The 12,138-nt window shown below is 70.1% G+C and carries 10 protein-coding genes; 5 read left to right on the top strand and 5 right to left on the bottom strand.

The annotated features are described in order from the left end of the window. Position 1: 1 nt before the first annotated feature. The 3 genes from ACTH43_RS03060 to ACTH43_RS03050 all read left to right on the top strand — a co-directional run bounded on the left by ACTH43_RS03060 (position 2) and on the right by ACTH43_RS03050 (position 3,005). Complete coding sequence (locus ACTH43_RS03060) at positions 2–484, top strand: transcriptional regulator GutM (RefSeq protein ID WP_441443454.1); 483 nt, start codon at positions 2–4, stop codon at positions 482–484. A gap of 79 nt (positions 485–563) precedes the next feature. Beyond that, positions 564–1,865 carry an NAD(P)H-dependent oxidoreductase gene (locus ACTH43_RS03055; protein ID WP_441443453.1) on the top strand — a complete coding sequence of 434 codons (1,302 nt, stop codon included), beginning with the start codon at positions 564–566 and terminating at the stop codon, positions 1,863–1,865. Positions 1,866–1,967: 102 nt separating this feature from the next. After that, entirely contained in the window at positions 1,968–3,005 is a 1,038-nt protein-coding gene (locus ACTH43_RS03050; RefSeq protein ID WP_441443452.1) for a sugar-binding transcriptional regulator, read from the top strand. A 106-nt stretch (positions 3,006–3,111) separates the two neighbouring features. Here the strand turns inward: ACTH43_RS03050 and ACTH43_RS03045 are convergent, their stop codons facing one another. After that, the gene (locus ACTH43_RS03045; RefSeq protein ID WP_441443451.1) at positions 3,112–4,560 is read right to left on the bottom strand and encodes a helix-turn-helix domain-containing protein; all 1,449 of its coding nucleotides are present in this window, start codon (positions 4,558–4,560) and stop codon (positions 3,112–3,114) included. Between the two features lie 125 nt (positions 4,561–4,685). Here ACTH43_RS03045 and ppsA point away from each other — a divergent pair, with 125 nt between their 5' ends. Continuing rightward, positions 4,686–7,109 carry a phosphoenolpyruvate synthase gene (gene ppsA, locus ACTH43_RS03040; RefSeq protein ID WP_441443450.1) on the top strand — a complete coding sequence of 808 codons (2,424 nt, stop codon included), beginning with the start codon at positions 4,686–4,688 and terminating at the stop codon, positions 7,107–7,109. Between the two features lie 17 nt (positions 7,110–7,126). On the opposite strand, the gene ACTH43_RS03035 is transcribed toward ppsA, so the two are convergent. From ACTH43_RS03035 to ACTH43_RS03020, 4 genes are all read right to left on the bottom strand, one after another. Further along, positions 7,127–8,119, bottom strand: a complete 993-nt coding sequence (locus ACTH43_RS03035; protein ID WP_441443449.1) for a cation diffusion facilitator family transporter — start codon at positions 8,117–8,119, stop codon at positions 7,127–7,129. Further along, positions 8,116–8,475, bottom strand: coding sequence for an ArsR/SmtB family transcription factor (locus tag ACTH43_RS03030; RefSeq protein ID WP_441443448.1), 360 nt, complete (start codon positions 8,473–8,475; stop codon positions 8,116–8,118). Before ACTH43_RS03030 ends, ACTH43_RS03035 begins: the two co-directional genes overlap by 4 nt. Before the next feature lie 181 nt (positions 8,476–8,656). Beyond that, the gene (locus tag ACTH43_RS03025) at positions 8,657–9,106 is read right to left on the bottom strand and encodes a rhodanese-like domain-containing protein (RefSeq protein ID WP_441443447.1); all 450 of its coding nucleotides are present in this window, start codon (positions 9,104–9,106) and stop codon (positions 8,657–8,659) included. Continuing rightward, a complete protein-coding gene (locus ACTH43_RS03020) occupies positions 9,103–10,695 on the bottom strand; it encodes a DEAD/DEAH box helicase (RefSeq protein ID WP_441443446.1) in 1,593 nt (530 codons plus the stop codon). The genes ACTH43_RS03025 and ACTH43_RS03020 overlap by 4 nt, the downstream gene beginning before the upstream one ends. A gap of 344 nt (positions 10,696–11,039) precedes the next feature. On the opposite strand from ACTH43_RS03020, the gene ACTH43_RS03015 reads away from it, so the two are divergent. Then, a complete protein-coding gene (locus ACTH43_RS03015; RefSeq protein WP_441443445.1) occupies positions 11,040–12,059 on the top strand; it encodes a LacI family DNA-binding transcriptional regulator in 1,020 nt (339 codons plus the stop codon). Positions 12,060–12,138: the final 79 nt, after the last annotated feature.

Genomic DNA, 12,138 nt, shown 5'->3' with positions numbered 1-12,138 from the left:
GATGGCTGACATCGGCTGGCAGTTCCCGGCCCTGCTGTTCCTCGCCATGGTCGTCTCAGGTGCGCTCACGCTCCTGCAGCAGCGGCAGTACTCGCGAGAGCTCAGCCGGATCGCCGCCGCATCCCACGGCACGGACGACGTGCTGCTCTCCGGGCGCGGGCGTTCCTTCCGCGGGGGCGCCCTGCTGATCCTCGTCGTGGATCGTGGGACCGGACAGATCACCACCGCGCGCGGCATGGTCGGCGTGAGCGTCTTCGCCCGATTCCGGGACCTGCCGGACCTCCTGGGGCCCACGGCGATGGTCTCCGAGCGGGCGCGCGGCAAGCAGCTCTCGGCCGCCGTGACGATGGCCCTGGCCCAGATGCCCTCTCCGCGCGGTCCCCGCGCGAGCCGGCCTCGTCCTGCCGGGGCGGCCTTCAGCCCCCGCCCCGCCACAGCGTCCCCCTCCACCCACCCTGCCCGACAGCCCGTCGCGACTGCCTGAGCAGCACACCACCGCAACCTCACCTCGCCCACCCGGGCACGCAGTCGCCACCGATATCGGTGGCAGAAGGGACATCATCATGGGTTACACCAAGGGGCTCCTGGAGCGCCAAGCGGAACTCGGCCACCCCGTCCGCGTCGGCGTCGTCGGCGCCGGTCAGATGGGCTCCGGCCTGATCGCACAGATCCAGAGGACGCCCGGCATGACCGTCGCGGCCGTCGCCGACATCGTCGTCGAGAAGGCGGAATCCGCGCTCCACAACGCCGGAGTCACCGATGTGCTCAACGCCGGCGACGACATCGATGCCGCTGCCGCGGCCGTCGGCGAGGGCCGTGCCGTGGCGATCCGCGACGGGCTGAACATGCCCAAGCTGCCGGTCGACATCGTGCTGGAAGTCTCCGGAGTCCCGGAGATCGCGGCACAGATCGCCTACACGTGCATCACCCACGGCACCGACGTCGCGCTGATGACCGTGGAAGCGGACATTACCGTGGGCGTGCTGCTCAGCAGCATGGCCAATGCCGGGAGCACCGTCTACACCATCTGCCGCGGCGATGAGCCGGTCGAGTGCCTCAAGCTCGTCGAGTACGCACAGGACCTGGGGCTCGAGGTGGTCGCGGTCGGCAAGGGCAAGAACAACCCCAACATCCCCACCTCGGTCCCCGCGGACAACGAGGCCGAGGCGGCGCGCAAGAAGATGAACCCGCGCATGCTCACCGAGTTCACCGACGGCACCAAGACCCAGCTCGAGATGGCGGCACTGTCCAACGCCACCGGGTTCCCGGTCGAGATCGAGGGCATGCACGGCGTGGAGAGCAACCGGGATCAGCTCGCCCAGATGCTGATCCCCAAGGCCGAGGGCGGGATCCTGAACGGGGACAGGGGACCGGTCGTCGAGTACGTGACCGGCGATGTGGCTCCGGGCGTCTTCGCCGTCGTGAAGTCGACCAGCGACGTGGTCACCCATGAGCTCGACTACCTCAAGCTCGGCACCGGTCCGTACTACATGCTGCTGCGGCCGTGGCATATCGCCTCCATCGAGGCGCCGCTGTCCATCGGTGAGGCCGTGCTGCACCGGAAGGCCGACTTCCAGTCGACCACGATGACCACTGAGGTCGTCGCCCGCGCGAAGTCGGATCTGGAGCCGGGCGTCACCCTCGAGGGCATGGGCGGGAACCACTACTACGGCTGGGCTGTGCCTGCGGAGACCGCCCGCGAGCAGAACCTGGTGCCCATCGGCCTGCTGATGGGCTCCGAGCTGACCTCCGCGAAGGCGGCCGGCGAGACCCTCACCTATGACGACGTGCGCGTGGACGAGACGCGTCCGCTGGTCGCGATGCGTCGCCTTCAGGACTCGCTCGTGGCACGCGGGGTGCTCTGAGAGTCCCTCCCGTCGCGGCCGACCTCGCCATAATGGTGGAGGGTCGGCCGCGTCGTGCTTCGTGGGCAGCACGAGCTCGGCGCAGAGAACAGGAGAGCGACAGTGAGCAAGCGGGACCGGCGGATGCTCGTCGAGGCGGCACGGCTGTACTACGACGACGGCATGGACCAGAACGCCATCGGCGAGAAGCTCGGGCTGTCCAAGTCAGGGGTGTCCCGGGTGCTCCGGGCCGCGAAGGACGAGGGGATCGTGCAGATCCACGTCATCGATGGCGAGGAGGTGCTGCGCGCCGCCGCTCTCGAGGAGAAGCTGGTGGCGGTCTACGGACTGCGGGGCGCCCGCGTCGCCAGGACCCAGGGCAGCATGGCGGATCCGCTCGATGCAGTGGCCAGGCTCGGCGCCGAGATCTTCCATGAGCTGGCCCCGAACGCTTCCCGCATCGGCTTCGGATGGGGCGTGACGATGCAGAGGATGATCGATGCCGTCCCGCCGCGCCGACTGGCGCCCGGGACGACTCTGACCTCCCTGGTGGGAGGAATGCCCACGGTCGACACCGGCCCTTCGGGCAACAACATGCTCGTGACCCTCGCGGAGCGCTGCGCCGTCCGCGCGGAACGGTTCGATGCCCCTGCCATCGTGGAGTCCGCGGCCACCTTCGAAGCCCTGACCTCGGAATCCTCCGTGCGCACCGCCTTGGACCGGGCGCGCGCGGTGGAGGTGGCCTTCGTGGGCATCGGGTCCTACGGGCGCGGAACCTCACGCCTGATCCTGGATGCGATGCAGCTCGATGCCGAGGAGGAGGCGCTGTTCCTCTCCCAGGACCCGGTCGGGGACCTCTGCGGGCACTACTTCGATGCGAGCGGCCGGCCGCTCGGGGAGCCCTCCTCGCGCCGGGTCATCGGGCTGCCCCTCGAGGATGTGCGCCGGTTGCCCCTGGTGGTCGGCGTCGCGGCGGGAGCGGAGCGTCGCCCCGGGGTCCACGCCGCGCTGCGCTCGGGAGCGCTCGATGTGCTCGTCGTCGATGAGGCGCTCGCCCTGGGCTTGGTGGAGAAGGCGGGGGAGTCAGCGGCGACGACCCCGCACGACCCCTCCTCTGTCCAGTGCCCCCAATGCGGGTATCGGGTGCCGACGGGGAACTGAGGGCTCGGCGTGGCCTCTCGTGGACCGTCTCCAACCCCGCCCCTGCCCGTGGATCAAAATATGCGAATTTTGCGAGACCCTGATGCGCTCGCGATGAGCGGTCCGATCACCGGGGATTCGCGGCGTGCCGCTCGAGGAACTCGAAGACCTCCGTGTCGTCCACGCCGGGGAAGCGCCCGGAGGGGAGCGTCGCGAGCACCCGGGCATGCATCTTGGCACTGGGCCAGGCGGTGTCCGCCCAGCGCTCCGAGAGGGCGACCGGGGGCCGTTTGCAGCACGACTCGTCGGGGCAGGTCGAGACCTGGCGCTCGCGGGTCGCCCGGCCGCGGAACCACTTCGCGTCGTCGAAGCCCACGCCGAAGGTGATGGTGAAGGCGCCGTGGGGACCCGATCCGGTCTGTGTCGAGGACCAGAAGGTGCCGGCGACGTTGTCGGTGTACTGATGCGCCTCCGAGGTGCGGTTGCTGTGGTTCCGGGCTCGCCGTGCGACCCATTTGCGGCACACCACCTGACCCTCGACAGCGCCGGTGACATCGGTGGGCAGCGGGAGGTCGTCGTTCTCGTAGGCCTTGTGGATCTCCCCGTCCGCGCCGACCCGCAGGAAGTGCACCGGGATGCCCAGGTGGGCGGTCAGCAGATTCGTCATCCGCAGCGCGGCGGCCTCGTGCGTGACACCGAAGGCGTCACGGAAGTCCTCGACTGCGAGATCCCTCGCCTCCTTCGCCGTGTTCAGGAAGTCCACGGACTGCCGACGAGGCATCAGGCAGCAGGCGGCGAAGTAGTTGATCTCGAGCCGCTGCTGCAGGAACTCCTGGTAGGAGGAGGGCGGCGCGTGGCCGAGCACGCGGTGGGCCATGGCCTGCAGCGCCATGGAGCGCAGGCCATGCCCGCCCGGGATCGAGGACGGCGGCAGGTAGATCCGCCCGTGCTCGAGATCCGTGATGCTGCGCGTGGAGCGCGGCAGGTCCTCGACGTACAGCAGGCTGAAGCCGAGGTGCTCGGCCATCAGGCTGACCTCCCGGTGGGTCAGTGCGCCGGATTCGTGCCCGACGGCTCCCACGATCTCCTCGGCGGCGTCCTCGATGTGCGGCAGGTGATTGTCCCGCTCCCGCATCCGGCGCCGGAGCTCGGTGTTCGCCCGCCGCGCCTCCTCCGGGGTGGCGGTCGCCTCGCGGGCCTTGCGATCCAGCTCCTGCAGCGTGCGCACGAGGGTGGCGAGGACATCCTGCGGCAGGCTCCGTGACACCCGCACCGGGGCGACGCCGAGAGCCGCGAACTGAGGCCCCTCCTGCAGTCGCTGGAGCTCGAGCTCGAGAGCGGTGCGAGCATCCGGGGCGTCCTCCGAGAGGAGGTCGAGGATCTCGACGTGGAGCGCCGAGGCGATCGCGGGCAGCTCTCGGGCGCGCAGCGCACGCTTGCCGTTCTCGATGAGGGACAGCGTGCTCGCGGTCATCCCCAGCTGCTCGGCCAGCGCGGTCAGGGTCAGCCCCGCACGGAGGCGGAAGTGGCGCATCTGAGCGCCCATGAGGCGCGTGGAATCATCGATGAGAGCCATGAAATTCAGAGTATATGAAATAACGCGGAAATTGACAGAGTCTTGCCCTTCGGTATCGCCATGCATGCCCGCAGGCTTGCTCCACCCGGTGAGAACGCCGGGAGCCACCGAAGAAAGGTCATCCGATGATCCTCGACGACGAGCGGACCACGACGGTGCCCGCGATCCTTTGCCTGAGCTCCGTGGGGCTGGGCGACCTCGCCATCGTGGGCGGGAAGAACTCCTCCCTCGGGGAGATGCTCCGCGAGCTCACCACAGCGGGGGTGCGGGTGCCGGACGGCTTCGCGACCAGTGCCGAGGCCTTCCGCCGGCACATGTCGGCATCGGGGCTCACCGAATGGATCAGCCAGCGGCTGCGGGACCTGGATGTGGAGGACACCCAGGTGCTCGCGGCCACCGGGGCCGAGATCCGCCGACGGATCGAGGAGACGGCGCTGGAGCCCGGCCTCGAGCAGGAGCTCCGCCTCGCCTTCAGCGAGCTCCACGAGGGGACCGGGCCTGGAGCGGCGACCGGGCTGGGGGGCGCGGCGGAGCCGTCCTTCGCCGTGCGCTCGAGTGCGACCGCTGAGGATCTGCCGGATGCCTCCTTCGCCGGCCAGCAGGACACCTTCCTCAACGTGCGCGGCATCGACCATGTGCTGGACGCCGTTCGGAAGGTCTACGCCTCGCTCTACACCGACCGGGCCATCGCCTACCGCGTGCATCACGGCTTCGTCCACGACGAGGTCGCGATCTCCGTCGGGGTGCAGCGCATGGTCCGCTCGGATCTGGCGGCCGCAGGCGTGATGTTCACCCTCGACACGGAGTCCGGCTTCGACGACGCCGTCTTCATCACCAGCGCCTACGGGCTCGGCGAAGGGGTCGTCTCGGGGGAGGTCAATCCGGATGAGTTCACCGTGTACAAGCCGGCTCTCCGTGACGGCCGACCAGCTGTGCTGCGTCGGATGGTCGGGACGAAGGATCGCCGGATGGTCTTCACCGAGGATCGCCAGGTCGGGCGGACCACAGCTTTCGAGGGGACGGGGGCCCAGGAGCAGCGTCGTTTTTCGCTCACCGAAGAGGAGGTGGCCGAGCTGGCCCGGATCGCGCTGACGATCGAGGAGCACTACGGCCGGCCCATGGACATCGAGTGGGGCAAGGACGGGGTGGACGGGAGGCTGTACGTGCTCCAGGCCCGCCCGGAGACCGTGGTCTCCCGCCGGGGCCCCGGAGTGGTCGAGCGCCATCGGCGCGTCGGGGAATCCGCGGTGCTGGTCGAGGGCCGCGCGATCGGTCAGCGGATCGGGAAGGGCGCCGTGCGGCGGATGGACTCGATCGACGAGATGCATGACTTCCGACCCGGCGATGTGCTGGTCGCGAGCATGACCGACCCGGACTGGGAGCCCATCATGAAGCGGGCGGCGGCGATCGTCACCGACCGCGGCGGCCGCACCTGCCATGCCGCGATCATCGCCCGTGAGCTCGGCATTCCTGCCGTGGTCGGCACCGGTGGTGCGACCCGGGTCCTCGCCGACGGTGACCAGGTGACCGTCTCCTGCGCGGACGGAGACACGGGCCTCGTCTTCGAGGGGCTGCTGGAGACCGAGGTCGAGCAGATCGATCAGGGCGAGCTGCCGCCTGTCGACGTCGACCTGATGCTCAACATCGGCAATCCCGATCAGGCATTCTCCTTCGCCGCGCTCCCGAGCAGGGGAGTGGGCCTGGCGCGCATGGAGTTCGTGGTCAATCGGCAGATCGGCATCCACCCCCTCGCACTGCTCCGTCCCGAGGAGCAGGATGTCGGGGTACGGGCCGAGATCGAGCGTCGCACCAGCGGATACCCCTCACCCCGGGAGTTCTTCGTGCGGCGGCTCGCAGAAGGGGTGGCGACGATCGCCGCCGCCTTCCACCCGCGGCCCGTCATCGTGCGACTGAGCGACTTCAAGTCCAACGAGTACGCGGGCCTGGTCGGCGGCCGCGCCTACGAGCCGCTCGAGGAGAACCCGATGATCGGCTTCCGCGGCGCCTCCCGCTACCTCTCGGAGACCTTCGCCGAGCCCTTCGCCCTGGAATGCGAGGCACTGCGCTACGTGCGCGAGGACATGGGCCTGACCAACGTGCGCCTCATGATCCCCTTCGTGCGCACTGCGGCGGAAGCGAAGGGCGTGGTGGCCGCGCTCGCGGGCCACGGGCTCGAGCGCGGGGTGAACGGGCTGCAGATCGTGATGATGTGCGAGGTGCCCTCGAATGCGCTCGACGCCGATGCCTTCCTCGACCATGTCGACGGATTCTCGATCGGGTCGAACGACCTCACTCAGCTCACCCTCGGGATCGACCGCGACTCCGAGCTCGTGGCCGGAGCCTTCGACGAGCGCGATCCTGCGGTGATCCGCCTGATCGACATGGCGATCGATGCCTGCCGGGCCCGGGGGAAGTACGTGGGGATCTGCGGACAGGGCCCGAGCGACCATCCCAAGCTCGCCGAGCATCTCAGGGCGAAGGGGATCTCGTCGATCTCGCTGAACCCGGACACGATCGTCGACACCTGGAAGCGGCTCGCCACGGTCTGATCGTTCGGCGCCGGGGGTCAGGGAGTGCCCGGCTCCGCCGGAGGCCGGGTCGGGTCGTGATCGTCGCCGTGGATCGGGACGTGCTGCTCGGGGATGTCCTCATAGGACGCCGGATCGGAGATCGGCTCGAGATGGGTGAGCACGGTGAGGTCCGGCAGGCAGTCGCGCAGCTCGTCCTCGAGCCCCTCGATGTAGTCGTGGCCGCGCTTGACGGTCCACTCGTCCGGCACCAGCACGTGCACGTTCATGTACTTCTGCTGGCCGGCCTCACGGGTCTGCAGCCCATGGAACGTGATGGTGCCGTCGGTGCGGCGGCGCAGCACTTCGGTGATGACCTCGTGGTCCTCCTCCGGCAGCGCCTTGTCCAGCAGGCCTGAGACCGCCTCGTTCAGCAGCCCGATGCCGGTGACGATGATGTTCACGCCCACCGCGAAGGCGACCAGCGCATCCAGTCTCTCCCAGCCGGTCAGAGCGACCAGGCCCACCCCGATGAGGATGCCGGCGCTGGTGACCACATCGGTCATCAGGTGCTTCCCGTCGGCCCGCAGGGTGATCGAGTTGTGCTCCTTCCCGGCGCGCATCAGCACCAGCGAGACCCCGCCGTTGATCAGCGAGGCGATCACGACGATCACCAGGCCGATGCCGAGGTTCTCGAGCGGCCGCGGGTTGATGAAGCGTTCGACGGCGGTGACCATGATGACCGCGGCCGCCACGAAGATCATCAGCCCCTCGACGGCGGCCGAGAAGTACTCGGCCTTGGCCCGGCCGTAGAGGAAGCGCTCGGTGGCGGGGCGGGCGGCGACCGTCAGCGCGATGAGGGCGACCACGGCGGCGACCAGGTTCACCGTGGACTCCGCGGCGTCGGAGAGCAGGCCGACGGAGTCGGTCATCGCCCAGGCGCCCGTCTTCAGGGCGATGGTGATGACTGCGGCGACGATCGAGAGCCACGCGAATCTGCGCAGATCCACGCGCTTGCCCGCGGCAGGGGTGGTCGGAGCGGGGGCGGTCATGCGCGGGAATCCTTCGTGGTCGGATCGGGGGCGAGGGTGCCGTCGGGTGCGATGTGCTCGAAGATCTGCTCGACCAGGGAGAGGACGTGCGGATCTTCCACCGTGTAGTAGCTGTGGCGGCCCTCGCGGCGAACGGAGACGATCCCGGCCAGGCGCAGCTTGCTCAGATGCTGACTGGTGGTGGGCAGGCTGAGCCCGACCTTCTCGGCAAGGGTGCCCACATCGAAGTGGCCGCCGCTCATGAGGCGCACCAGATGCAGCCGTGAGGGGCTCGCCAGCAGGGCGAAGGTGTTCGCCGCGGCGGCGAGCTGCGGCGCGGTGGGGGAGGAGCCCGCAGGGGGTCCCGGAATCGTCATGGGTCCAGGATCCCAGCGGTTCCATAGTTGCGCAATAAGCGAAGTGAGGTTGTGGGGCATGCCGCAGTCGGGCGCTGGCGGGTGCAGGGAGCAAGACGACAGAGAGCAGGACGGCGGGGAGCGGACGATGCCCGAAGGTCGTCCTCTCCCCGCCGTCCTCTCCCCGCCGTGCAGGTGCGGGTCAGTCCACGCTGCGAGCGGGCTCCGCCTGGATCGGCAGGCCAGCATCGCGGTAGGCCCGGAAGCCGCCGATCAGATCCGTGGCACGGTGGAAGCCGAGGTCACGCAGGTCGCGGGCCGCGAGCGAGGAGTAGTACCCCTCGTTGCAGACCACGACGACCAGATCATCATGCTCCGGCCCGTCCGCCATCCGGTGCGCACTGCTCGGATCAAGCCGCCATTCGAGCACCAGGCGCTCGATGACGGTGGCTCCGGGCAGATGCCCCTCGGACTCCCGGGTCGCGGCCGAGCGGATGTCGATCACGTGCGCCCCCTGCGCCTGAGCGGTGAGGAGGTCCTCCGGCGTGAGCCGATGGACGCCCTGCCGGGCAGCCTCGAGCACCTCGTCGATGCTGTGCGGCGCAGGCGCTCCGGCGCGGCGTCGACCGCCGGCCGGGGCGGTGCTGCTCACCGCTTGCGACCGGAGGAGAAGGAGGCGAGACCGCCGCCGACGGAGTTGCCGGTGCCGCCGCCGTCGGAGCTCGTGGAGTAGCGGGACGGAGCGCCCTGGCCCTGACGGCGCGCGCCGGAGGCGCTGCCGCCCTGCCCGCCCTGGCCGCCACGGCGACCGCCGCCCTGACCGCCGCCGCCCTGACCGCCACGGCCCTGACCGCCGGCGCCCTGGCCGCGTCGGCCCTGACCCCCGCGACCCTGACCCTCGGTGCGGGTCTCCTCGCCCTGACCGCCACGGCGGGCGCCGCCGCCCTGACCGCCACGGCCCTGGCCGCCACCCTGGCCCCCGCGACCCTGACCGCCGGAGCGTCCGCGACGCTCCCCGTTCATGCGGGCCTGGTCGAGCTCGGGCTCGGGCTGGCGGGGCTCATGGGTGGCCACTCGCTCGCCCGGGGCGAGCGAGGACAGCACCGGGCTGGTGGGCTGCACCTGGGAGTGGTACGTGGGGGTGATCCCGGCCTTGCGCATCAGGTCGCTGACATCGCGCTTCTGATCCGGGGTCTGCACGGTGATCACGGTGCCCGATTCGCCGGCGCGGGCGGTGCGACCCGAGCGGTGCAGGTACGCCTTGTGCTCGACGGGCGGATCGGCGTGGACCACGAGGGCCACATCGTCGACGTGGATGCCGCGGGCGGCGATGTCGGTGCAGACCATCGTCGTCGCGGTGCCGTCGCCGAATGCCTCGAGGTTCCGGGTGCGGGCGTTCTGCGAGAGGTTGCCGTGCAGGTCCACCGCATCGACGCCGCGCGCGCTGAGCTTGCGGGCGAGGTTCTTCGCGCCGTACTTGGTGCGGGTGAACATGATGGTGCGCCCGGGTGCGGCGGCAAGATCACGCAGCACATCGAAGCGGGTGGTGGCGGCGACCTCGAGCACGTGGTGCTCCATGGTGCCCACCGGGCTGGTCGCCGGATCCGCGGAGTGGGTGACCGGCTCGTGGAGGAACTCCTTGACCAGCTTGTTCACCCCGGAATCGAGGGTTGCGGAGAACAGCATCCGCTGGCCCTTCGACGGCGTCTTGGCGAGGATCTTGCGGACCATGGGCAGGAAGCCCATGTCAGCCATGTGGTCAGCCTCGTCGATGACGGTGATCTCGACGGCACCGAGGTCCACGTGACCCTGGTTCATGAGGTCGAGCAGACGGCCGGGGCAGGCGACGAGCACGTCGACGCCGCTTGCGAGGGCCTTCACCTGGGGGTTCTGGCCCACGCCGCCGAAGACGACGGTGCTGCGCAGATCGGCGGCCAGCTCGAGCGGCTTCAGCGACTCGGCGAGCTGCGAGGCGAGCTCACGCGTCGGCGCGAGGATCAGGGAGCGGGGGCGGCGCGCGACGCGACGGCGGGGCTCCGCGATCAGGCGGGCCACCAGCGGCAGCAGGAAGGCGTAGGTCTTGCCCGAGCCGGTACGGCCCCGGCCCAGCACGTCCCGGCCGGCCAGCGAGTCGGGCAGCGTCGAGGCCTGGATCGGGGTGGGCTGGGTGATGCCTCGCGGCGCGAGCGCCTTGATGAGGGCGGCGGGCACGCCGAGGCGTGCGAAATCAGGGGTGGTCACGAAAGGTGATCCGTTCTGCTCAGTGCATCCCACCCGGGGCATCGTCGCACGGCACTGCCCAGGGGCAGTGATCCTCGGCCGACGCTGTCTCCGCAGCGGAGCCAGCCGATCGCGTGGATCGGGGCTGCCTGTGCGGGACCTGTGCCGCGGCGGGAGGACGGCACTGCCAACCACACTACGTCCAGGCCAGCTCGGTGGCGATGAAGCGGGCCCGTGGTGTGAGATACCACCGGGTCGCCGACGATGCGGTGGGATGTGCCGGGTGCCCGCGTTCTCACGTGGGACACAAGGGCACCCTCCGGTAGCCTCCTGCGCAAGCATTCATCCCGTTTCCAGGAGGGCCGATGACACGTCGCGTCAGCATCAAGGACGTCGCCCTGCACGCCGGAGTCTCCTGGAAGACCGTCTCCAATGTGGTCAATGATCGCCCCGTGGTGCGGGACGAGACCCGCGCCCGCGTGCGGCTGGCGATCGAGGAGCTCGGCTACGTGCCAAATCATGCGGGCAGGGAACTGCGCGGCGGGCCCACCCGGACCATCGCGCTGGTGGTGCCGGAGCTGCAGAACCCCTATTTCGCACGCCTCGCCGAGCGCATGCAGGTCGCGGCTCGCGACCGGGGGTACACCGTCAGCGTCGAGGTGTCCCTGGGCAGCGCCCCGACGGAACGGGCCCTGGTGCGCGGCCACACGCCCCGGCCCGTGGATGCGGTGATCATCTCCCCCTCCGCGCTGGTGCCGGCTGATCTGCTCCCCTCCGGCGGGCCCCGGGTGGTGCTGCTGGGCGAGATGCTGCCCGCAGCACCGGAGGTCTCCCATGTGGCGATCGACAATGCCGCCTCAGCCGCCGACGTGGTGCGCCACCTGGTCGATCAGGGGAGGCGGCGACTGCTGTTCCTGGGCGGCGACGGCGCCGTCCGCTCCACGGCCACCGACCGCCTCACCGGATTCCGGGCCGCACTGCGATTCGCCGGGGTGCCGATCGTGCCCGAGCTGATCCGCACCGTGACGAAGTGGAGCCGCGAGGCCGGGTGGCGAGAGCTGGAGGCCGTGCTCGCGGCCGGGCTCGAGGTGGACGCGGTGGTGGCCGGCAACGATCTGCTGGCCCTGGGCGCTCTGCGCGCGCTCGCCCAGCGCGGCGTCGCCGTGCCCGAGCAGGTCGCGGTGGTGGGGTGGGATGACATTCCGGAGGCCACCTGGGCATCCCCCTCGCTGACCACGGTGGCCCCGGACCTCGAGGCCCTGATCTCCGCCGCCCTGGATGCCGCACTGGCCGAGGCTGGAGGAGCGGCGTCAGGCGGCGCGGAACTGGTGGTCGGGCACCGACTCATCGAGCGCGGATCCACCGGCGTCCGAGAGCAGGATTGATTGCGAGGGCATCCCGCGGGAAGGCTGAATTCCCACGTTGCAATCCCAGGCGAGATGCGCTTGACTGGACGCGCCCGAT

The sequence above is a fragment of the Brachybacterium sp. genome (assembly GCF_052095815.1).
Lineage (GTDB): Bacteria > Actinomycetota > Actinomycetes > Actinomycetales > Dermabacteraceae > Brachybacterium.
Note: the sequence above shows the minus strand (reverse complement) of the source record. Positions and strands in the feature narration are given on the sequence as shown.

Excerpts from the sequence above, each read along its gene's own strand:
- ACTH43_RS03060 (WP_441443454.1), top strand. The coding sequence starts at position 2 with ATGGCTGACATCGGCTGGCAGTTCCCGGCCCTGCTGTTCCTCGCCATG.
- ACTH43_RS03055 (WP_441443453.1), top strand. The coding sequence starts at position 564 with ATGGGTTACACCAAGGGGCTCCTGGAGCGCCAAGCGGAACTCGGCCAC.
- ACTH43_RS03045 (WP_441443451.1), bottom strand. The coding sequence starts at position 4,560 with ATGGCTCTCATCGATGATTCCACGCGCCTCATGGGCGCTCAGATGCGC.
- ppsA (WP_441443450.1), top strand. The coding sequence starts at position 4,686 with ATGATCCTCGACGACGAGCGGACCACGACGGTGCCCGCGATCCTTTGC.
- ACTH43_RS03035 (WP_441443449.1), bottom strand. The coding sequence starts at position 8,119 with ATGACCGCCCCCGCTCCGACCACCCCTGCCGCGGGCAAGCGCGTGGAT.
- ACTH43_RS03030 (WP_441443448.1), bottom strand. The coding sequence starts at position 8,475 with ATGACGATTCCGGGACCCCCTGCGGGCTCCTCCCCCACCGCGCCGCAG.
- ACTH43_RS03015 (WP_441443445.1), top strand. The coding sequence starts at position 11,040 with ATGACACGTCGCGTCAGCATCAAGGACGTCGCCCTGCACGCCGGAGTC.